General features: G+C 62.6%; 18 protein-coding genes and 2 pseudogenes. 11 read left to right on the forward strand and 9 right to left on the reverse strand.

Translation table 11 applies throughout. The annotated features are described in order from the left end of the window. Nucleotides 1–76: 76 nt before the first annotated feature. Both FJV83_RS33205 and FJV83_RS33210 read left to right on the forward strand, forming a co-directional pair. Nucleotides 77–178, forward strand: a pseudogene (locus FJV83_RS33205) (pyocin activator PrtN family protein); the annotation flags it as partial. Nucleotides 179–183: 5 nt separating this feature from the next. Next, nucleotides 184–331: pseudogene (locus tag FJV83_RS33210) on the forward strand (LysR family transcriptional regulator); the annotation flags it as partial. 73 nt (nt 332–404) lie between these two features. On the opposite strand, the gene FJV83_RS33215 reads toward FJV83_RS33210, so the two are convergent. Beyond that, nucleotides 405–3,254, reverse strand: a complete 2,850-nt coding sequence (locus tag FJV83_RS33215; RefSeq protein ID WP_142887014.1) for a winged helix-turn-helix domain-containing protein — start codon at nt 3,252–3,254, stop codon at nt 405–407. Nucleotides 3,255–3,449: 195 nt separating this feature from the next. On the opposite strand from FJV83_RS33215, the gene FJV83_RS33220 reads away from it, so the two are divergent. The 7 genes from FJV83_RS33220 (at nt 3,450) to FJV83_RS33250 (ending at nt 9,194) form a co-directional block, all read left to right on the forward strand. Further along, the gene (locus FJV83_RS33220; protein WP_142887015.1) at nt 3,450–4,724 is read left to right on the forward strand and encodes an epoxide hydrolase; all 1,275 of its coding nucleotides are present in this window, start codon (nt 3,450–3,452) and stop codon (nt 4,722–4,724) included. A 34-nt stretch (nt 4,725–4,758) separates the two neighbouring features. Further along, a complete protein-coding gene (locus tag FJV83_RS33225) occupies nt 4,759–5,175 on the forward strand; it encodes an organic hydroperoxide resistance protein (RefSeq protein ID WP_095774477.1) in 417 nt (138 codons plus the stop codon). A 74-nt stretch (nt 5,176–5,249) separates the two neighbouring features. Continuing rightward, nucleotides 5,250–6,293 (forward strand): alpha/beta hydrolase, encoded by a 1,044-nt coding sequence (locus FJV83_RS33230; RefSeq protein ID WP_095774476.1) that lies wholly within the window; start codon nt 5,250–5,252, stop codon nt 6,291–6,293. 19 nt (nt 6,294–6,312) lie between these two features. Next, nucleotides 6,313–6,828 (forward strand): cytochrome P460 family protein, encoded by a 516-nt coding sequence (locus FJV83_RS33235; protein WP_095774373.1) that lies wholly within the window; start codon nt 6,313–6,315, stop codon nt 6,826–6,828. A gap of 116 nt (nt 6,829–6,944) precedes the next feature. Further along, complete coding sequence (locus tag FJV83_RS33240) at nt 6,945–7,721, forward strand: alpha/beta hydrolase (RefSeq protein WP_095774372.1); 777 nt, start codon at nt 6,945–6,947, stop codon at nt 7,719–7,721. Continuing rightward, nucleotides 7,718–8,683: a quinone oxidoreductase gene (locus tag FJV83_RS33245; RefSeq protein ID WP_095788796.1), complete on the forward strand. Its 966-nt coding sequence runs from the start codon at nt 7,718–7,720 to the stop codon at nt 8,681–8,683. The genes FJV83_RS33240 and FJV83_RS33245 overlap by 4 nt, the downstream gene beginning before the upstream one ends. 145 nt (nt 8,684–8,828) lie before the next feature. Continuing rightward, entirely contained in the window at nt 8,829–9,194 is a 366-nt protein-coding gene (locus tag FJV83_RS33250) for a nuclear transport factor 2 family protein (protein ID WP_142887016.1), read from the forward strand. 96 nt (nt 9,195–9,290) lie between these two features. On the opposite strand, the gene FJV83_RS33255 is transcribed toward FJV83_RS33250, so the two are convergent. The 8 genes from FJV83_RS33255 to FJV83_RS33290 form a co-directional block, all read right to left on the reverse strand. Then, nucleotides 9,291–9,593 carry a DUF982 domain-containing protein gene (locus FJV83_RS33255; RefSeq protein ID WP_095774370.1) on the reverse strand — a complete coding sequence of 101 codons (303 nt, stop codon included), beginning with the start codon at nt 9,591–9,593 and terminating at the stop codon, nt 9,291–9,293. Nucleotides 9,594–9,712: 119 nt separating this feature from the next. Then, nucleotides 9,713–10,705 carry a dipeptide ABC transporter ATP-binding protein gene (locus tag FJV83_RS33260; RefSeq protein WP_281408860.1) on the reverse strand — a complete coding sequence of 331 codons (993 nt, stop codon included), beginning with the start codon at nt 10,703–10,705 and terminating at the stop codon, nt 9,713–9,715. Beyond that, nucleotides 10,702–11,661: an ABC transporter ATP-binding protein gene (locus FJV83_RS33265; protein WP_142887017.1), complete on the reverse strand. Its 960-nt coding sequence runs from the start codon at nt 11,659–11,661 to the stop codon at nt 10,702–10,704. Before FJV83_RS33265 ends, FJV83_RS33260 begins: the two co-directional genes overlap by 4 nt. Beyond that, nucleotides 11,658–12,629 (reverse strand): ABC transporter permease, encoded by a 972-nt coding sequence (locus tag FJV83_RS33270; protein ID WP_095788799.1) that lies wholly within the window; start codon nt 12,627–12,629, stop codon nt 11,658–11,660. Before FJV83_RS33270 ends, FJV83_RS33265 begins: the two co-directional genes overlap by 4 nt. Beyond that, nucleotides 12,629–13,645: an ABC transporter permease gene (locus tag FJV83_RS33275; RefSeq protein ID WP_095788800.1), complete on the reverse strand. Its 1,017-nt coding sequence runs from the start codon at nt 13,643–13,645 to the stop codon at nt 12,629–12,631. The genes FJV83_RS33270 and FJV83_RS33275 overlap by 1 nt, the downstream gene beginning before the upstream one ends. A 22-nt stretch (nt 13,646–13,667) precedes the next feature. Beyond that, the gene (locus FJV83_RS33280) at nt 13,668–15,329 is read right to left on the reverse strand and encodes an ABC transporter substrate-binding protein (protein ID WP_142887018.1); all 1,662 of its coding nucleotides are present in this window, start codon (nt 15,327–15,329) and stop codon (nt 13,668–13,670) included. 18 nt (nt 15,330–15,347) lie between these two features. Continuing rightward, on the reverse strand, nt 15,348–16,253 hold the full coding sequence (locus tag FJV83_RS33285) for a proline iminopeptidase-family hydrolase (RefSeq protein WP_142887019.1): 906 nt from the start codon (nt 16,251–16,253) through the stop codon (nt 15,348–15,350). A gap of 54 nt (nt 16,254–16,307) precedes the next feature. Next, nucleotides 16,308–17,834: a leucyl aminopeptidase gene (locus tag FJV83_RS33290; protein WP_348645172.1), complete on the reverse strand. Its 1,527-nt coding sequence runs from the start codon at nt 17,832–17,834 to the stop codon at nt 16,308–16,310. A gap of 232 nt (nt 17,835–18,066) precedes the next feature. Between FJV83_RS33290 and FJV83_RS33295 the strand changes: the two genes are divergently transcribed. Beyond that, nucleotides 18,067–18,969 (forward strand): LysR substrate-binding domain-containing protein, encoded by a 903-nt coding sequence (locus FJV83_RS33295; RefSeq protein WP_142887020.1) that lies wholly within the window; start codon nt 18,067–18,069, stop codon nt 18,967–18,969. 209 nt (nt 18,970–19,178) lie between these two features. Further along, nucleotides 19,179–20,636 (forward strand): NCS1 family nucleobase:cation symporter-1, encoded by a 1,458-nt coding sequence (locus tag FJV83_RS33300; RefSeq protein WP_142887021.1) that lies wholly within the window; start codon nt 19,179–19,181, stop codon nt 20,634–20,636. Nucleotides 20,637–20,684 lie beyond the last annotated feature (48 nt).

Genomic DNA, 20,684 nt, shown 5'->3' on the forward strand with positions numbered 1-20,684 from the left:
AAAAACAGGCCGCATGAGGCCAGAAATGAAGCCCCGGACTCTCCATTGAGCTGGAGGGAACAAGGGTCTCAGGTCAACAAGTCAGAAATTTGCCAAGGGTGTCCATTTGCAGGATTTGGCAGACTACCTTGATAAGCGCAGACAGGCGGCCCAGAGGGAGATGAGCGGTTGGAACTGAGTGCACTCGTTACCCATCAGGCACTCATGCAGGGCGGAAGCCTGGCAGTTCATGGATGGCGACAAGATCGTTGCGATTCAGCCGCAGGGCAGGTTCAAGGCCGATAACGCTACGGCGCTTGCCGCTGCCGCGGCGGCAGGACTCGGCATCGCTTGACTCGCCGATTGCATCACGTATGGCTATGTGACCTCCGGAGCGCTCTCGTTCCGATTGTAGCGGAGCCAGACTAACTCTGCGTCGCGAGCAGACGTGCAGCTGACTTCAGATCAGCAGTATCCAAACCCTCAACGAAGCGCTCGAACCGCGGCTGGAGATGCGCCCGGGCGGTTTCGTGTTGTCTGCGATCGATCAGAAGGGTAGCCAGGTCGATCGCGGCGCGCAGCTCCCATCCCCATGCGCCCCAACCCTGGCTCATTTCGAGTGACCGCGTGAAGCAGGTTTCAGCCTCGTCGGTGCCAGACTGCACTGACGCCAAAACAAGGCAGCCCTTCACGCGCAGTAACTCCGGCATATAGCAGAGATCTCCGTTTGCCTCGACCGACAGAATCGTGTCGTTGAGCAGTGGGAGGGCCTCCGCTAGCCGGCCCGTGGCGGCAAGGCCTTGAACGAGCGCGACGTTGAGCGGAGTGGTGAGCAGTTCGTAGGGCGCTGCGTGGAGCTCCGCGAGACTGCGTTGCAGGCTCTCGATTCCCTTCTCCGCATCGCCTCGACGAATGGCCAGTTCTCCCTTGAAGCCTCGTCCTAGCGCCAGATACGGTCCGAGCGAGTGGGGTTCCGCACGCAAGAAGAGACGGTCTATATGCTCGTCCGCGCGATCGAGATCGCCGACCCAAATGAACACGGAAACGGCCCAAACAAGAGCGATCGAAAGCGTCAGCGGATGGTTCAGGATCTCGGCGTCCTTGATCGTCAGCAGCGCACGTTCCACCGCCCGATCCGGATGGCCTTGCAGCCAAAGCGTCCTTGCCAGGATCGCGCCGGCGAGGATTCTTCCGTCGAAACCGAGATAGTTGGTCGTGGTCCGGCCGGAATTCGGCCCGTATCGCAATGCTGCCGCAAGCGAGGTCTGTGCGCGGCCTAGTTCTCCTTTGAGGTGAAGCGATATTCCCATCAACGAATGCGCCAATGTCGTGGAGACGGAGTCTTCCAGCGCGCCGGCAATAACGGCGCAACGCTCCGCGTAGCGGAGCGCGGTCTTGAAATCTCCCGTACGCAAATGGAACATCTGCAGTGGCCCGAGAACCTGAATCTGATCCAGCGCATCGCCGCGCTGCTCGGCAATGGAGAAGCTTCTGTTCAGCGCCACGCGTGCTGCATCCCTTCCCCCGTGCGTGAACATCAGGGAGATCCCGAGGGCCGCCTGAAGGTGCATCTCCTCGCGTCCGCTGCGCATGGAGTCGTGGAGAGCGAAAATTGCGAGGGAGGTCCAGCGATGGCACTCGGTGAGCAAGGACATCGATAGGAAAAGCGGAGCAGCGGCGGCGGCAAGACGAATGCCGAGCCTGGCATCCCCGTTGGATCCGAAACACCGATCCAGAGCACCACGCACATTGGCAAGGCCGGCGAGGTGCTGTGATCGTTGCGACGCGCTCGACAACGTAGGCCATTCATTCCCCGTATCCTCCAGCCATCGCAGACAGTAGGTCGCGTGCCGGGCGACCAGTTCCGTGAGTTCCGCATCCTGGACCTCGAACTGAAGGGCATAAGCCCGCGTCGTATCGAGCAGCCGGTAGCGCATCGTTGCACCGGCTGGCCTCGCCGCGACCATCGACTTCGCCACGAGGCTGTCGATGGCGCTGAATACGAGCGCATCGTCCACGGTCGGGCTTGTTACTATTGTCAGCGCGGCATCGATCGAAAAATGACCAACGAAAACGGCAAGCCGGCGAAGCACCAGGCGCTCGAATTCGGACAGAAGCCCGAAGCTCCAGTCCAAAGTGGCCTGAAGTGTCTTCTGGCGCGGCGGTGCGCTGCGCTGCCCCGGCCACACGAGGGCCAGGCGTTCGTCGAGAAGCATTGCGGTCTTCTGCAGGCCGTAGCTCGCAACCCGTCCTGCTGCCAGTTCGATGGCAAGCGGTACGCCATCAAGCTTCCGGCAGATGTGCGCCACGACCCCTGCTTCCGAATCGTCGAGGTCAAGACGAGCACCGCTCGCTGCTGCGCGCTCCAAGAACAGCTCGGTCGCAGGGAACGCTTGCGCGACTGCCGCGGTGGGTTCCAGATCGTCTGGCGGGTAAGCAAGCGGCGCGAGCTTATAGACATGCTCGCCTTCGACCTGGAGAGCCTCCCGGCTCGTCGCCAGGATGTGGGCCTGCGGCGCGGAAGCGAAGATACGGGCGGCCAGGTCCGCCGCCGCGACTATGACATGCTCGCAGGTGTCCAGGACCAGGAGGATTCTCTTGTCAGCCAGGTATGTGATGAGAGCGGACGCGGCGTCGTCAGACTGAAGCGACAGCCCCAGCATCGAGGCTACAGTCGGCGCAACCAGGTTGGGATCATTCAGCGCCCCAAGATCGACGAAATGCACGGCGCCCGCGAACGCATCGACCACGTGATGCCCGGTCGCCACCGCAACGGTGGTCTTGCCGACCCCACCCGTGCCGACGATCGTGACGAAGCGCGCGGCCGCCAGCTCCGCGGAAAGCGCGGCCGTGTCTTCGGTTCGCCCAACCATGCGGGCCAGTCGGCTCGGGAGGTTGGCCTGCGGGTAGCTGGCGGCGGCCTCGCTTCGCGCATCGTCGCGACCACCCGATCGCGAGATCGGTGCCACGAAGCAATAGCCCCGGCCCTTCAAGGTAGCGATGTAGCGCGCGCCGTCCTTGCCATCGCCCAACGCCTTTCTGAGATTAGCCATGTGAAACCGCAGACTACCCTCCTCGACGGTCACGTCGGGCCAGACGTTCGCCAATAAATCCTTCTTGCTGATCACCTCGTTGGAGCGGGCAGCCAAAGTAGCCAGGATATCGAACGCGCGCCCGCCCAGATCGACGGTGGTGCCTTGCCGCAAGAGCAGCCGTTCGCGGACGGCAAGCGTAAAGGGACCAAATGATATCGTGTCGCTTGCAGGTCCTATCATGACACTCCCTTGGCGGCCTGCTCATGCAGGCGACCACCTATGAGAAGAACAAAAGTGGGGGCTTCGCTGCAAGCCTGCATTCGCCGACGAGCGCTAACGTTGCATCATAATGCATAACGGGCGCTTCGGGCGATCTCCTTCTATGTGTCGAAAACAGCAAGAACCTCTCTGCCGACGGACCCAAGGAGAACGACCATGCCCGCATCATCGTCATCGCTCACGCGGCGAAGCCTGCTTGCCGCATCAGCGGTGGCAGGCGCCTTGAGCCTGCTTCCCGCGAGGGCGCGCGCGAGTGCCGACATCGAAGCCGTCCATCCCTTTCGCGCCGACATTCCGGAAGAGGCAATCGTCGATCTTCGTCGACGTCTGGCAACGACGCGCTGGCCCCTGCGGGAAACCGTCACGGATCAGTCGCAGGGCGTGCAACTCGCAAAGCTCCAGAATCTCCTTCGCTATTGGATGACCGATTACAACTGGCGGAAGGTCGAAGCGAAGCTCAACGCTCTGCCTATGTTCGTCACCGAAATCGATGGCGTTGCCATCCACTTCATCCACGTCCGGTCCCGCCATGAGAATGCTATGCCGATGATCATGACGCATGGTTGGCCCGGTTCGATCCTGGAATTCATGAAGGTCATCGGTCCCCTGACAGATCCCACCGCTCATGGCGGTGCTGCCGGAGACGCCTTCCATCTCGTGGTACCGTCAATCCCCGGCTTCGGCTTTTCCGGGAAGCCGACGGAGACCGGCTGGGGCTCAGACCATATCGGCCGTGCCTGGGGCGTGCTGATGGGGCGGCTGGGTTACGACCGCTATGTCTCACAGGGCGGCGACTGCGGTTCGGTCATCTCTCATCGCATGGCGCTGCAGAAGGTGCCTGGGCTCATTGGCATACACGTCAACATGCCAGGTACCGTTCCGAAAGAGATCGCGGCGATCCTCACTGCCGGCGGACCAGCGCCAAGTGATCTGACCGAGAAGGAAAGCGCGGCGTTCGATGCGCTCGACACCTTCTACAAGGACAGTTCCGGCTATGCCGCCATGATGGTCACACGGCCGCAGACCATCGGCTACTCCCTAGTGGATTCGCCGGTCGGCCTAGCCGCATGGATCTACGAGAAGCTCGCGCAGTGGACCTACAGCGGCGGGGAGCCCGAGCGGGTTCTGAGCAAGGACGAGATGCTCGATGACATCTCGCTCTACTGGCTCACTGAATCCGGAGCGTCGGCGGCGCAGATCTACTGGGAAGACCACTCCAACAATTTCAATGCCGTGGACATTGCCGATCTCCCCGTCGCCGTGACGGTGTTTCCAGGCGAAATCTACTGCGCGCCGCGAAGCTGGGCCGAGCGCTGCTACCACAACCTTATCTACTTCCAGGAAGCCGACAATGGAGGCCACTTTGCGGCATGGGAGCAGCCCCGGCTCTTCACGGAGGAAGTCCGCGCGGCCTTCAGATCATTGCGCTGATCGAACATCCGATTTCATAACGGGAATGCATACCATGACGACTCAAGCGAAACGACTCTACACGGGGAAAGTGCGTACCACAGGAGGTCGGGACGGTGCTTCACGCAGCTCCGACGGCCGCTTGGACATCAGGCTCTCGACGCCTGGCGGTGCGGGCAGCGGCACCAATCCCGAGCAGCTTTTTGCTGCAGGTTGGTCGGCATGCTTCGAAGGCGCGATGGCGATCGCCGCGCGCAAGATGAACATCGTGTTGCCTGCGGATCTTGCGATCGATGCGGAGGTCGATCTCAACAGCAACGACGGCGCCTTCTTTCTCAGCGCCCGGCTCAATGTGAGCCTGCCAGGGATGGATCCCAATGACGCCAGGGCGGTCGTCGATGCAGCGCATCAGTCATGTCCCTATTCAAAGGCCACGCGTGGCAACATCGAAGTCGAAATCAACCTGATCTAGTCCCTCGGTCTTGGCAATCGCGCTGCCGCGACTGCCCCGTAAGCAAAGGCAATACTCCCATGAACGCAATCAAGATTCCGGAAGTCATAGACCATCACCGCCGGCGCCTGTTCGGCATCGCTGCGGCTACCGTCGCCCTAGCTCAGCTAGGGGCGGTCCGAAGCTCGAATGCTCAGGACGGAGAGCAGACCGCTGTGGTCAGCGCAACAGGATCGCGCACCGCGTTCGCGGCGCTAAAGCAGATCGATGCTGGTCTGCTGAACGTCGGATATGCCGAGGATGGCCCAGCGGATGGGCCTCCCGTCATACTGCTGCATGGCTGGCCATACGACATCCACAGTTATGTCGATGTCGCGCCACTGCTTGCGGGAGCCGGCTATCGGGTAATCATCCCTTATCTGCGCGGCCACGGCACGACGCGGTTCCTGTCGGATGCCACGCTTCGCAACGGGCAGCAGGCCGCGCTGGCGGTCGATATCATCGACCTGATGGATGCCCTGGGCGTCGAAAAGGCGATCGTCGCCGGCTACGACTGGGGCGCACGGACGGCAAATATCCTTGCCGCGCTCTGGCCCGAGCGCTGCAAGGCCATGGTGTCAGTCAGCGGCTATCTGATCGGCAGCCAGGCGGCCAACAAGGCGCCGTTGCCGCCGCAGGCCGAACTGCAATGGTGGTATCAATTCTACTTCTCGACAGACCGCGGCCGCGCCGGCTATGCGAAATACACGGATGACTTCGCCAGGCTGATCTGGAAACTCGCCTCGCCGCACTGGAACTTCGACGACGCGACTTTCGCCAGAAGCGCCGCCGCGTTCCGGAATCCCGACCACGTCGATATCGTTATCCACAACTACCGTTGGCGGCTCGGCCTTGCAGAAGGCGAGCGCCGCTATGACGAGCTAGAGGAAAAGCTCGCCAAGGGCCCGGTGATCAATGTGCCAACGGTCACGCTCGAGGGCGACGCGAACGGCGCCCCACATCCCGTTCCCACGGCCTATGCGAAGAAATTCTCTGGCAAATACGAGCATCGGCTGATCACTGGCGGCATCGGGCACGACCTGCCGCAGGAAGCGCCCGAGGCGTTCGCAAAGGCCGTCATCGACGTCGACAAGTTCTGAGTGCGGACGGAGCGAGCGCATGAGACGCAATCTTGTAATTGCAGCCGTCATCACCGTGTCGATCGCTCTCGCTATCGGCTGCGTGGAGATCGACATCGTTCGAGCTCAGAACAACACGGAAGCCTCGCCGATCTATGGCGTGACGATCCCGGACGGTTACCGCAGGTGGGAGCTCATCGCGCCAGCCCTGGAAGGCGACCCGCTGAACGAGCTTCGCGCTGTCGTGGGAAATACAGTCGCAATGGATGCCTATCGAAATAGCACGCTGCCGTTCCCGGACGGTACCGTGCTGGTCAAGCTCGCTTGGAAGCGCATGCAGTCGGCCGAGTTCGAACCCGCTTCGGTTCCTGGCGCCGCCACAACGGTGCAGGTCATGGTCAAGGATTCGAAGAAATACGCGTCGAGCGGCGGCTGGGGTTTTGGGCGGTTCATTAATGGCAAGCCCGTCGACGAAGCGCAGCACGAAACATGCTTCGCCTGCCACGAGGCGCGCGTCCAGGGACACGACTACGTCTTTACCCGCGACGCGCCGTAACTCGGTTCCCACGCAGAGAAACGCAGAGCGAACACGAGGGCGAGTTTGCGGCATCCCCGCCCCTCACCTGCGCTCGACGCGGTGAAGACCGCACCCCACAACGAAAGGATGTTCCAATGAAAATCTTGCTCGCAGGCCTCGTAATTATCGCGGCCACGTTCGGTAACGCACAAGCGCAGCCCGACAAACCCACCATCGTCCTGGTTCACGGCGCCTTCGCCGACTCTTCGAGTTGGAACGGTGTCGTTGAGATTCTTGAAAAGGACGGCTTTTCCGTCGTGGCGGCAGCCAATCCGCTACGGGGCGTCAGAAGCGACGGAAACTATGTCGCCAGCGTGCTTTCCTCGATAAAAAGCCCGGTCGTTCTCGTCGGCCATTCCTATGGAGGGTCGGTGATCAGCGACGCTGCCGATGGTCATGCCAATGTGAAGGCGCTGGTCTATGTCGCCGCATTTGCGCCGGAGGCGGGTGAAACCGCTGCGCAACTTGCAGGAAAGTTTCCAGGCAGCACGCTGGGTCCGACACTCGCTCCTCCTGTCGCGCTGTCAGGCGGTGGAAAGGATCTCTACATTCAGCAGGACAAGTTCCACGATCAGTTTGCCGCCGACGCTCCCGAAGCGCAAGCCAGACTGATGGCCGCAACGCAGCGGCCGATCGCGGAAGCCGCCCTCAACGAAGCTCAGGCCAAGGCTGCTTGGAAGAGCATTCCAAGCTGGTTCATCTACGGCGACGCGGACAAGAACATCCCGCCGCGAGCATCTGCCTACATGGCTGAACGGGCTCACGCCCGCGAAACGATCGCGATTAAGGGTGCTTCGCATGTGGTGATGGTGTCGAATCCTGGGCCTGTAGCGCGGCTGATCGAGAATGCCGCCAGGGAGATATCGCGATGAAAGCCGTCGTCATGAACCGCACCGGGGGACCTGATGCGCTCGAAATCGTCGAGCGCCCCGAAACTGCTCCCGCGAGCGCACAAGTTCTGGTCGAGGTCGCCGCGGCGGGCGTGAACTTCATGGACATCGGCGTCCGCCAGGGCATGGCCTGGACGGAAACGCCCAATCCCAAGGTTCTGGGCGTAGAGGGTGCCGGGCGGGTACTCGCCGTGGGCGATGGAGTCGAACATTTCCGGCCCGGACAACGGGTTGCCTGGGTGTACGCGCCTGGAAGCTACACAGATCGAGCGATGGTACCGGCGGACGCGCTCGTGCCGATTCCGGACGGGATCGATGATCGTACGGCGGCGTCCGTGATGATGCAGGGGCTGACTGCCAGCCACTTCGCCACCGACTTCTATCCCGTTCAACCCGGCGACGTGGCGCTGGTCCATGCGGCGGCGGGCGGCGTCGGATTGCTGCTCACCCAGATCATAAAGCTGAGGGGCGGGCACGTGATCGGCCGCGTCTCGTCCGCAAACAAAACCGCCGTGGCAAGAGAGGCCGGAGCAGACCATGTGATCGTGGACACCGAGGGGCGATTCGCCGAGGAAGTCGTTCGCCTGTCCGGTGAAGGCGTGCACGTCGTCTACGACGGTTCCGGTCCGAAGACCTTTCAGGCTTCGCTCGACTCCTTGCGCCGCTCCGGCACCTTCTGCTGGTACGGCCCGGTGCTGGGCGGTCCCGGACCGCTCGACATCATGAGCCTGCCGAAAAGCATCAAGATCGGCTACGCAAGGTTCTTCGATCATATCCACACGCCGGCACTGCTTCGCGCCCGCACCGGACAACTATTCGACTGGATCGCCAGCGGCGACCTGAAGATCCGGATCGGCGGCGTTTACCCGCTCGCCGAAGCAGCATGCGCACATGCCGATTTGGAAAGCCGTGGCACGACGGGAAAGCTTCTGCTCATCCCCTGAGCCATCCGGTCTTCCTCACGATACGATATTCGCGAGGCGTCAATAGGCAAAGTTTCCGGGATCACTCCGCCGGTTGGCGCGCCGACATTCACAAGCAAACGTCTCGTCGTGGCTGACCAGCGATCAGCGCGTCATAGGCCGCGCCATGAACGATCCGAGCGCGGGAGAGCCCGCCTACGACCCGCAGCAGCTGGAGCCCATGCTGGTAGCGAGACAGCATGCGGGCGACATCGATGGCATGGTCGCGCTTTTCGAGGCGGATGCCGTGATCGACTGCGGCGGCGGACGTTCTCTGAGCGGTCATGAAGCCATTCGTGACTACTATGCGGAGATCGTTGCGTCTGGACGAAAGTTTGCGGTCGGAGGACAGCGGCCGGCGCTTATTTGCGGCGACCTTGCCCTCACCTCGACCCGACTTGCCGACGGCGACGTCACCAGCGAGGTTGCCCGGCGGCAGGCCGACGGCTCCTGGCTTTGGGTGATCGATCGCTATTCGGTCGCTTGGGATTAGGCCTTCCGGGAAACCGGCCGGCCACGTCGCCCCGGGCACGTCAACACACTGCGGCCGTCATGGCCGCAGTCCTTGCGTTCGGCAATCCGGGTGCGGCTAGCGCCGCAGCGCGTACACGCCCGCCATGGGTTCGCCGGGGACGGGCAGCGCCGTGTCGTCGTCCAGGAGTCGCGTGATCCGGGCAAAGCCGGTGAATGCCTTCCTGGCCTCCTCCGCCGACATCTGCCCCGCCAAAGCTGCCGCGCAGCAATTCAGCGCGCACTGATACACTGGCCCACGTCGTCCCGTCGGCCATTTACGCAAGAAAACCATCGCCTCGGCGACACTATCCACTTCTTCTACAGGGTACCCCTGCCCGCGCGATATCCGCACGGGCGCAAAGAAATGCAGGTAGTCCATCGTTTCCTCCCGGTCGATCGCGATGCCGCCCGATCGAACCTTATGAAACGCACAGTCTTGCGGTTGGTTCCATACAGAAAGCGGAACCTTTAAAAAATCTTTTGGTCGATGGTCGCCAGCTAAACCGTGGGGAAGTGGCAGGCCACTTTGCGGCCGGGTCGATACTCCCTCAGCTCCGGCCGCTCGGTGCGGCATCGCTCGACCGCGATCGGGCATCTTGGGTGGAAACGGCAGCCTGATGGCGGCTTGAGCGGGCTCGGCACGTCGCCGGTGAGGATGATGCGCTTGCGCGTCCCGCTGGGCATGGTCTCGACGACTGGAACCGCCGAGATCAGCGCCTGGCTGTAGGGATGGGCGGGCGTCGCGAACACGTCCTCCGCCGGCCCTTCCTCGATGATCGAGCCGAGATACATGACGGCGATGCGGGTCGACACCTGGCGTACCACGGACAGGTCATGCGCGATGAAGATGTAGGTGAGGTTCAGCTTCTCCTGCAGGTCGGCCAGCAGGTTGACGATCTGCGCCTGCACCGAGACGTCGAGCGCGGAGACCGGTTCATCCAGCACGACCAGATCGGGATTGAGCGCGATGGCCCGCGCGATGCCGACCCGCTGGCGCTGGCCGCCGGAGAATTCGTGTGGATAGCGGATGGCATGGTCCGGCAGCAGGCCGACGAGCTCGAACAATTCCGCGACGCGTGCGGTGATCTCGCGCGACGAAAGCTTGCCATGGATGCGCAGCGGCTCGGCCACCAGATCACCGACGCGCCGGCGCGGATTGAGCGAGGCCGACGGGTCCTGGAAGACCATTTGCAGGCGGCGGCGCAGCGGCCTCAACTCGGACAGCGATTTCGAGGTGATGTCCTCGCCTTCGAACAGCAGCTCTCCGTCGGATATGTCGTAGAGCCTCACCAGGCAGCGCGCCAGCGTCGACTTGCCGCAGCCGGATTCGCCGACCAGGCCGATCGTCTCGCCGCGCCGCACGGTCAGCGAAACATTGTCGACCGCATGGACGGTTCGCTTGCCGTCGGCGGAGAAACGGGTGCCGATCGAGAAGCGCTTGCCGAGTGAACGCGTTTCGAGGATAGGGCTGTCGATCATAGGTCCGCTCATGCCCGCGCCACCCGGAAGCACGCCGTGGCGTGGGTGCCGATGCCAAGCTCTGGCTTGCCGGCCACGCAGGGCTCGTAGTGCACCGGGCATCGCGGGCCGAAGGCGCAACCCTGCGGCAATCGCAGCAGCGATGGCGGCGAACCGGGAATGGCCGGCAGGCGGCGCGGCTTTTCGCCGGTCAGCGGCGGGATCGAACCCAGCAGCGCCCGCGTATAGGGATGCCGCGGGTCGGAAAACAGATCCGTGCGGCTGCCACGTTCCACCACGCGGCCGGCATACATGACCATCACCCGGTCAGCGAGTTCGGAGACCACGCCCATATCGTGCGTGATGAACACGACCGCCGACTTGTGCGTCGCGCGCAGTTTTCTCACGAGGTCGAGTATGCCGGCCTGCACCGTGACGTCGAGCGCGGTGGTCGGCTCGTCCGCCACCAGCAGCGCCGGATTGCAGGACAATGCCATCGCGATCACCGCGCGCTGCCGCATGCCGCCCGAAAGCTGATGCGGGTAGCGCGACATCGCCTCGTGCGGATTGGGAAAATTCACCTCGGCCAGCAGTTCTTCAACGCGCACCATCGCCTTGGCCTTGCTGATATTCTGGTGCGCGCGGATCTGTTCGGCGATCTGCCAGCCGATCGTGTAGACCGGCGTCAGCGCCGTCATCGGATCCTGGAAGATCATCGAGATCTCGTTGCCGCGTAAACGACGAAGCTCCCGCGCGGGCAGCCCGACCAATTCGCGGCCCTTGTAGCGGATCGAGCCTTCGATGCTGGCGTTCGGATCGGTGATGAGGCCCATCACCGCCAGCAGCGACACCGTCTTGCCGGACCCGGATTCGCCGACGACGCCGAGAATCTCGCTTTCATCGAGGTCGAACGAAACACCATCGATGGCCCGGACCAGACCGTCATTGGTGCGGAAGGATACTTTGAGGTCGCGCACCGACAGTATCATGATGTCCTCAGGCGCGGATCGAGAAGGATGTAGACGAAATCGACGACCGCATTGGCGATGACCACGAACATGGACGCATACATCACCGTTGCCATGATCATCGGCAGGTCGAGATTCTGCAGCGCGTCATAGGTGAGCTTGCCGATGCCGTGCAGCCCGAACACCACCTCGGTCAAAAGGGCCGAGCCGCCCACCAGCGCGCCGAAGTCCAGGCCGAACAAGGTGACGAACGCGATGAGCGATGTGCGCAAGGCGTGGCGCAGCAGGATGCGCGTCTCCGACAGGCCCTTGGCCCTGGCCGTGCGGATAAAGTCCTCCTGCAAGGATTCTATGATGGCGGCGCGCAGCACGCGCCCATAAATGCCGATGTAGAGAATGGCCAACGTGATCCACGGTATGATCAGCGTCAGGAACCAGCCTTTGGGATCGTCGGAGAAATTCTTGTAGCCAAGCGGCGGGACCCATGAGAATGCCCAGCTGTCGTGGTAGCGGCTCTGGGTGATCAGGTTCATCACCTCGCCCAGCCAGTAGACCGGCATGGAGATGCCGAGCAGGCCCAAAGCCATCAGCAGCTTGTCCAGCCAGCTGTCGCGAGTGGCGGCGGCAACGATGCCGATGATGATGGAGACAACCACCCAAAGGATCGCCGCCCCGAACACCAGTGAGAGCGTGACCGGGATCGAATCCATGACCGCCGGCACCACCTTCCAGCCGCGATTGACGAAGGAGGTCAGGTCGCCGGTGACGAAGATCTTCTCCATCATCTTCACATATTGCACGTAGAGTGGCCGGTCGAAGCCGAAATTGTGGCGCACCGCGTCCAGCACTTCGGGCGTTGCATTGCGCCCGGCGATGCGCGCCGCCGGGTCGGCGCCCGGCGTCGCGAAGAAGATCAGGAAGACGATGACCGAGATACCGAACATCACGAACAGCATCTGACCGAAACGGCGCAGGATGGCGTAGATCATCAGTCGCGCCCCAACCGAACCTTGGAGCGCGGGTCGAGCGCGTCGCGCAGGCCGTCGCCGAAGACATTGAGCGCCATGACGGACACCGCGATGGCCAGGCCCGGCACCAGCGCCACCAGCGGCCTGGTGTAGAGCAGCGCCTGCCCGTCCTGGATGATGGTGCCCCAGCTGGCGGCGGGCGGCTGCACGCCGATCGACAGGAAGGAAAGTGCGGATTCCGTCAGCATGTTCAGCGCCATCATCAACGGTACGAAGACGATGAGCGTGGTGGTGATGTTGGGCAGGATATCGCGCCACAGGATGCGCCATCCCGGCACGCCGAGATTGATCGCGGCCAGCACGAATTCGCTGTGGCGCAGCGACAGCACCTGCCCGCGTATCGGGCGCGCCACATAAGGCACATAGACGATTCCGATGATGATGACCGGCAACCATAGGCTGCCGGACTCGATATCGATCGGCCCGATCCTGATGCCTTGCGCGATGGTGACGATGGAAAGCGAAATCGCCAGCAGATAGATCGGGAACGCCCACAGGACATCCAGCAGGCGCGACAGCACCGTATCGGTGATGCCGCCGAAATAGCCTGCGATCAATCCCGCCGCCGTGCCGATAATCAGGGTGAAGATGGTGGCCGCCCCGGAGATCAGCAGGGAGCTCAGCCCGCCATAGAGCATTCGGGCCATGACGTCGCGCCCCTGGCTGTCGGCGCCGAGGAAATAATTGCCGAGCCGCCAGGTCGGACCGAGCGGCGTGTAGCCGAGCCCCAGCCCCTCGGTCGATTGTTCCATCACCGGAACGTCGGCGCCGTCGATCTGGATGACGGCGTCGAGCGTCGAGGCGAAGGGGTCCACGCCGGCCCACTTCGCATAGAGAGGCGCGCTGAGGCAGGCCAGCACGATGAGGAGGAACACGGTCAGGGATGCCATGGCAGCCCTGTCCCTTGCCAGCTTCGCAAACGCGACGGCCCAGGGCCCTCGCGTCTTGCGTGGCATGGCGACGGCTTGGTTCGACACGGACGTGCCCCTCCGCAGTTCGTTACTGCACCCAGGACTGGGTGATCATCCAGTTGAACTGCCGGTTGAACTTGAAATTGCCAACCCGTTTGCTGACGAAGTCAAGCCGCTTCGGCGTGAAGAGGCCGACTGCCGGTGCCTTGTCGGTGACCTGCTTGTCGATTTCGGCCCACATTTTGTCCGCGGCCTTCTGGTCGGTCACGCCGAGGTCCAGCGCCCTTTGCATCTTGGCGTCGATGTCCTTGTCGCAGAAGCCGGCGATGTTGATCGAGGCATCCGAACCCTCACGGAAGGAGGCGCAGCTGAACAGGATGTTCAGGAAGTCGGAAGCCGCAGGATAGTCCTTGTACCATTGGGTGACCGACATCTGCACCTTGTTGTTGGTGTTCTGGATGTAGGTGAACTGGATGTTGGACGAGATCGGCTTGACGTCGGCGACATAGCCGATGGTGGTCAGCACGCTCTGCAGGTAGACGCCGATCGACCGCGAAATGGCGGTGTCCTCGACGATAATGGTCACCTTCTGGCCCTTGGTGCCCGATTCCTCGACGAGTTGCTTTGCCTTGTCGATATCTGGCGCCGACCATTTGGCACCGGGGTTCTTGGTGAAGGGGCAATAGTCCTCATGGCCGGGGAAGTCCGGCGGCAGGACCTGACAGACCGGCGAGGCCAGCACCTTGCCGCCGAACAGCTTGACCAGCGTGTTGCGGTCGATCGCATAGGCAACGGCCTGGCGCGCCTTTTCGTTGTCGAATGGCGCGAGACGGTTGTTGAGGGGTGCATACCACCACGCCGAAAGCGGCGAGATGTGCAGCTGGTCCATGGACTTGCTGCCAAGTTCGCCCAGGCGGTCGCTCGGCAGCGCGTCGAACATCCAGTCCGCTTCGCCGTTCTGGATCGCCGTCACGGCCGCTTCCTCGGAGAGGCCGAAATCATACTGGACGACATCCGGGTAGCCGTCCGGTTGCGCTTCCTCGCTCCACTGCTTGAAGTTCGGGTTGCGCGACACCGTCATGCCCTTGTTGGGGTCGAAGGCGGAGATCATGTAGGCGCCGGTGCTGGGAATCGGCTTGGAGCCCATGTCTTCGGCGGGCGTATCCGCCGGCAGCACCACGGCATGCGGCAAGGCAAGCTTGTAGAGGATCTCTGCGTCCGGCTTGGTGAGATTGAGGGTGATGGTACCGGCCGCTTCATCACCGACGACGCCGCCTTCCAGCGTGCAGTTCTTGGTATCGGCCAGGCATTTGTCGGCGCCGACAATGCCGGCATAGAAGGTGCCGGAAGTCGGCCCGGAAACCTTGAAGATGCGCTGGAAGGAGGCGACGACGTCCTTGACGCCCATATCCTGGCCGTTGGAGAACTTGATGCCCTTGCGCAGCTTGAAGGTGAAGGTCTTGCCGTCATCGCTGACCTGCGGCAGCGCCTCGGCCAGATCGGGGACGATGGTGAAGCCGTCCATGCCCTCGGCCTTGCGGAAGGCCACCAGGCCGTCATAGATCGGCTGGTACATCTGCCAGCCCTGGTCGGTATAGTTGATGTGCGGATCGAGCGTTCCCGCCGCGGAGCGGGCCAGAAGGCGGATGGTGCCACCTCGGTGCTCCTTGAGATATTCAGCCTGTGCCGGAGCGAGCCACGTGCCGGCCAGCAGTGCCGCGGCTGATGCGGCCAAAAGCAGTTCCTTCATGTCTTGGTTCCCCTTTTCTCAGTTGTCGTTGTCGTCCAGGAAGTCGCCCACCACCCGCATGCACGCGTCCTGCTCTTCGACATGCGGCATGTGGCTGGAATGCTCGAATATCTCCCAGCGCGATCCCTTGATGCCGTCCTTGAAGGGCTGCACGGTCGCGGGCGTGGCCTCGTCGTAGCGTCCGGAGATGATCAGCGTGGGAACATCGACAGCCTGCAGGCGATCGACGATGCTCCAGTTCTTCAGCGTTCCGATGACATGGAACTCGTTCGGCCCGTTCATCAGATGATAGACAGTCGGGTTGCGCACGACCTGGTCGAAGGTCTCCGTCACCTCCGGTGGGAAAGGCACGACCCGGCAGACATGCCGCTCGTAGAACACCATCGTCGCAGCCTGGTAGGCCGGATCTTCCGTCGTGCCGGCCTGCTCGTGCCGGGTCAGTGTCTCCTGCACGTCCCCAGGCAGGTCGGCGCGCAACCGGTTGGCCTCTTCGACCCAAAGCCTCATGGAAGCCGGCGAGTTGGCGATGGTCAGCGACTTCAGGCCTTTCGGCCGCGTCACCCCATACTCGGCGCCCAGCATGCCGCCCCAGCTCTGACCCAGCACATGGAAACCCGCGCGGATGCCGAGATGATCGATCAGGTTTTCAAGCTCGTCGATGAAAAGCCGTGGCGTCCAGAAATCGGCGCCTTTCTCCGGCAGCAAGGTGGAATTGCCGCAGCCCAACTGGTCGTAGTGGATGACGGCGCGGTCCCGTCGGGCGAGATGCTTGTAGGCATCGACGTAGTTGTGGGCGGCGCCCGGCCCGCCATGCAGGATCACCACCGGGGCCTTGTCGGCATCGAGATCGCCAGAAATACGATACCAGGTCTCGTAACTGCCGAACGCGGCTCGTCCCTCTTTGCTGGCGACTTCTGACGACATCCCGGTTCCCACCACGTTTGAACGCATTTCGTTTCCGTCCCCGACAGCAGGCGCCTAGTTCAGCCTGGTCTGCACCCACTCTTCCAGCATCTGCACGCCGAACGCCGTCGCGCCTTCGCGGCCGAGCGGACGATCCGCGTCGGCCATTTCCTTGCCGGCGATGTCGAGATGCACCCAGGGACGATCCTCGGTGAAATGGCGCAGGAACGCCGCCGCGTAAGGCGCGTCACCGTCTTCCATGTCCTTGGCGTGGTGCCGGATGTCAGCGAAGGGCGATTGCAGGCCCTCGTCATAGGCCTTGTCGAGCGGCAGTTGCCAGAACCGCTCGCCAACCGTTTCTCCGGCAGCGATCATCTGCGACGCCATGGCATCGTCGGTGCTGAAAAGACCGGCAAAGACCGATCCCAGGCCGCGCATCACCGAATAGGTCAGCGTCGCCAGATCGACGATCACCGACGGGTTGAAGCGCGAGGCGGCATAATAGAGGCAATCGGCCAGGATTAGGCGCCCTTCCGCGTCCGTGTCGAACACCTCGACCGTTTGTCCTGACGCCGTGGTGATGATGTCGCGCGGCTTGAGCGCGGTGCCGGACGGCATGTTCTCGGCAATGCCCAGAACACCGACGGCATGCACAGGGCTGCCTTGCCGGGCAAGCGCGATCAGCAGGCCGACCACGGCAGCCGCGCCGCCCATATCGGCCTTCATGTCGAACATCTGCTCGCCGCGCTTGATGCAGATGCCGCCGGAGTCAAAGCACACGCCCTTGCCGACGAAAGCCATCGGTTGGGAAGGAGCCCCCTTGCCGCGATAGCGCAGCACCGCGACGCGCGGCGGCCGCACCGACCCTGAGCCTACGGCCAGGATCGCGTTCATGCCGAGTTCCTTCAGCCGCGCCGGATCGAGTATCTCAACATCGATGCCGGCTTCGCGCAGCGGCTCCAGATGATCGTGGAAATTGTCGGGATGGAGATGGTTCGGTGGCAGGTTGACCAGCGTGCGCGCATATTCGACACCGTCCGCTATGGCATTGATCCGCGCCAGTGCCGGGGTCAGCTCCGCGCTGCTTGGTCCGACCAGCTGTACCCGCAAGGTCCGGTCCGCTCCCGCCCCCTGGCGCCGGTTGCGCATGTCGAAACGATAGCGCCGCAGCCGCATGCCCAGCGCGACGCGCGCCATGATCTCGGCTGCGGGCAGGTCGATGCCATCAATGGGGTCGAGGACAAGCGTCGCGGCGCACTCGCACTTGCCTTCCAGATGCGCGGCAAGCAAACCGCCGGCGCGCGCCAGTGACAGGGCGGTTACGGCCTCGGCCTTGCCAAGAGCCAGGACGATCACCCGCCGGGCCGATAGGCCCTGGGGGGCGATGAGATCGATACAGGCGCCGGATTCGGCCAGGGTGGCCGGATCGGAGCAGGCACGCGACAGGATCCCGCTCATCTCGGCGTCCAGTGCCGCTGCCCGCGGGCCAAAGCCTGCCTGGGCAGTTCGCAAGATCACGACGACTGCGGTTTCCGCGGAAATCCCGTCCGCCGTTTCAAAGACCGGCACTGGCGATTGAGGCATAGACTGGCATTCTCCCATTCGCTGACGACTCCGGCCTCGGCTCAGCGTGCATCGCTTCGCCCGCCAATGGCGAAAACCTGTTGCCAGTCTCTGCCGTTGGTGAATGGTGCCGGAGGCCCCAAAAAATCGTTTTCCGATGGCGACTTAGCCGCTCTTGCCTTTTGGGTAGCGCCGAACAGGCCAGGCGATCAAACGCCAATTTTGCCCAAGTCGATTGACAAAAACTCAACTGACAATTCATGATCGGCCAATGGCCCTACCTTCACTCAATGGCATGCGCGCTTTCGAAGCCGCCGCACGTCTCGGCAGCATCAAGGATGCAGCGGAAGAGTTGCACCTGACACCCTCGGCCATCAGCCGCCATATCCGTGCGCTCGAAAGAAATCTCGGCCAGGATCTGTTCGAACGCGGCTTCCGCCAGATAACGCCGACCATCAGGGGCTCCTACTATGCACGCGGCCTCTCCGAAGCGTTCGAGGCCATCTGGCGCGCCACCGACGACGTCAGCCTCGCCGATGGCCCAAGCCACGGCAGGACCCAGCGCGTCCGGGTCTTGTGCGTCCCGGCGGTCCTGAACCTTTGGCTGGCGGACCGTTTGCCGAATTTTCGCCGGCTGCATCCGGCCGTGGAGCTGGAGATCTCGACATCAGGCAAGCGCGCCAACTTCGATTTGGCCATTGTCGACGAGTTCGTCTACAAGGCCGGCCCGGCCTTGACGCTCTTGATCCCGCTGGTTCTGACGCCGGTCTGTGCACCCTCATTGCTCGATGGGCCTGTGCCGCTGCGATCGCCCGCCGATCTGGTCAACCATCATCTTATCCACGAATGCGAGAGCATGAGATGGAAGCGTTGGCTGGAGCAGGAAGGCGTCCTGGACACGACGCCGAAATCCAGCACGACGCTGGATGACTGCACGCTGATCATGCGCGAGGCGATCAATGGCGCCGGAATTGCGCTCGCCGATACGATGATGGCGCAGGATCTTCTGCAGCAAGGCAAACTTGTCGCGCCGTTTCAGGCCCGCCATACCTATCCGGCCGGCATCTACCTGCATCAGCGCCGCAGCATCGGCAACAAGCCCGGCACCGGCCTGTTTCAGGACTGGTTGTTGTCCGAAGTCGAGGACCACAAGCGGGTCATGGCCATCGCCTAGGCGGAGAAGCGGCACCCGAATTCGAATCACCAGAACTGTTGGTATTCAACTGCGGCCCACCATTGCGCCCCCTCGATAATCGCGGTTCGCATTGAATATCTTTAAGGCCAAAGCCGGCAAATGGATCGGTTGCCGGTTCCCCAACGTCAGGCTTAACCTGCACGGCTATCGCGTGGAGGCGCGTGGCCAATCAAGGGGAGGACATTGCAGTGACCATACAAGGCGCATCGCCTGACCTGTACAACGAGGATCTCGCTCCGGCCAAAGTTCGAAACTGGGGACCATTCTCGATCTTCAACGTCTGGACATCGGACGTCCACAGCCTGTGGGGCTACTATCTCGCCGCCAGCCTGTTCCTGTTCTGCGGCGGCTTCGTCAATTTCATCATCGCCATCGGCATCGGCTCGCTGATCATCTACGCGCTGATGAACATGGTCGGTTATGCCGGCGTCAAGACCGGCGTGCCCTACCCCGTGCTTGCTCGCGCGTCCTTCGGCATCTGGGGCGCCAACATCCCGGCATTGGTGCGCGCCATCGTCGCCTGCTTCTGGTACGGCGCGCAAACGGCCGCCGCCTCCGGCGCCATCGTGGCATTGTTGACCCGCCTGCAATGGTTCGACGAATTCAACAAGACCTCGCATCTTCTCGGCCATTCCACCCTGGAGGTGATCTGCTTCGTCATCATCTGGGCGCTGCAGCTGCTGATCATCCAGAAAGGCATGGAGACAGTGCGCCGCTTCCAGGATTGGGCGGGGCCTGCCGTCTGGGTGATGATGCTGCTCCTGGCCATCTATCTCTGCGTCAAATCGGGGAGCTTCGCCTTTACCAGCGATATTCCGATGGACGTGCTGCGCGAAAAGACCGCCGATGCCGGCATTCCGGGCGATCCCGGATCGTGGACGGCGCTCTTCGGGGTCGCGGCGATCTGGGTGACCTATTTCTCGGCGCTCTATCTCAATTTCTGCGACTTCGCCCGCTACGCGCCGGACAAGGCCGCACTGCGCAAAGGCAACATCTGGGGGCTGCCGGTCAATCTGATCCTGTTCTCACTGGTCGCCGGCGTCACCACCATTGCCGCCTACGACGTCTACCACGAAGTGCTGCTGCATCCCGACCAGATCTCGGCCAAATTCGACAGCTGGTTCCTGGCGGCGCTCGCCGCCCTGACCTTCGCGGTTGCCACGCTCGGCATCAACGTCGTCGCCAATTTCGTCTCGCCAGCCTTCGACTTCTCCAACGTCTTCCCGCGTCAGATCGACTTCAAGAAGGGCGGCTACATTGCGGCACTTATCGCACTTGTGCTCTATCCCTTCGCGCCGTGGGAAGGCAGTGCCGCGCATTTCGTCGGCATCATCGGAGCGACGATGGGGCCGATCTTCGGCGTCATGATGGTCGACTATTACCTGATCCGCAAAGGCGAGGTCGAGGTCGAGGCGCTGTATCGCGAGGACGGCGAGTTCCGCTTCCAGGGCGGCTGGCACGTCAATGCCTTCATCGCCGCCGGCATCGGTGCTGTCTTCTCGTCGATATTGCCGAACTTCACCAACTGGCTGCCGTCCTGGTGGGGCGTCTATGGCTGGTTCTTCGGCGTCGCGATTGCCGGCATCATCTACTACGTGCTGCGCACCGCCGCCGTGGGTGCGGGCGCCAAGATAGCGAAGGCCTAAACAAGGGAATAAGGCAATAGGGCAGTAGGTGAGTAGGGAAATACTGCC

The organism is Mesorhizobium sp. WSM4307 (assembly GCF_007003945.1).
GTDB lineage: Bacteria > Pseudomonadota > Alphaproteobacteria > Rhizobiales > Rhizobiaceae > Mesorhizobium.

What these genes read in the sequence shown, in the direction of transcription:
- FJV83_RS33290 (WP_348645172.1), bottom strand. Translation starts at nt 17,834, where the DNA reads ATGGGAGAATGCCAGTCTATGCCTCAATCGCCAGTGCCGGTCTTTGAA.
- FJV83_RS33270 (WP_095788799.1), bottom strand. Translation starts at nt 12,629, where the DNA reads ATGATCTACGCCATCCTGCGCCGTTTCGGTCAGATGCTGTTCGTGATG.
- FJV83_RS33280 (WP_142887018.1), bottom strand. Translation starts at nt 15,329, where the DNA reads ATGAAGGAACTGCTTTTGGCCGCATCAGCCGCGGCACTGCTGGCCGGC.
- FJV83_RS33240 (WP_095774372.1), top strand. Translation starts at nt 6,945, where the DNA reads ATGAAAATCTTGCTCGCAGGCCTCGTAATTATCGCGGCCACGTTCGGT.
- FJV83_RS33255 (WP_095774370.1), bottom strand. Translation starts at nt 9,593, where the DNA reads ATGGACTACCTGCATTTCTTTGCGCCCGTGCGGATATCGCGCGGGCAG.
- FJV83_RS33235 (WP_095774373.1), top strand. Translation starts at nt 6,313, where the DNA reads ATGAGACGCAATCTTGTAATTGCAGCCGTCATCACCGTGTCGATCGCT.
- FJV83_RS33225 (WP_095774477.1), top strand. Translation starts at nt 4,759, where the DNA reads ATGACGACTCAAGCGAAACGACTCTACACGGGGAAAGTGCGTACCACA.
- FJV83_RS33220 (WP_142887015.1), top strand. Translation starts at nt 3,450, where the DNA reads ATGCCCGCATCATCGTCATCGCTCACGCGGCGAAGCCTGCTTGCCGCA.
- FJV83_RS33250 (WP_142887016.1), top strand. Translation starts at nt 8,829, where the DNA reads ATGAACGATCCGAGCGCGGGAGAGCCCGCCTACGACCCGCAGCAGCTG.
- FJV83_RS33245 (WP_095788796.1), top strand. Translation starts at nt 7,718, where the DNA reads ATGAAAGCCGTCGTCATGAACCGCACCGGGGGACCTGATGCGCTCGAA.
- FJV83_RS33295 (WP_142887020.1), top strand. Translation starts at nt 18,067, where the DNA reads ATGGCCCTACCTTCACTCAATGGCATGCGCGCTTTCGAAGCCGCCGCA.
- FJV83_RS33260 (WP_281408860.1), bottom strand. Translation starts at nt 10,705, where the DNA reads ATGAGCGGACCTATGATCGACAGCCCTATCCTCGAAACGCGTTCACTC.
- FJV83_RS33265 (WP_142887017.1), bottom strand. Translation starts at nt 11,661, where the DNA reads ATGATACTGTCGGTGCGCGACCTCAAAGTATCCTTCCGCACCAATGAC.
- FJV83_RS33285 (WP_142887019.1), bottom strand. Translation starts at nt 16,253, where the DNA reads ATGTCGTCAGAAGTCGCCAGCAAAGAGGGACGAGCCGCGTTCGGCAGT.
- FJV83_RS33215 (WP_142887014.1), bottom strand. Translation starts at nt 3,254, where the DNA reads ATGATAGGACCTGCAAGCGACACGATATCATTTGGTCCCTTTACGCTT.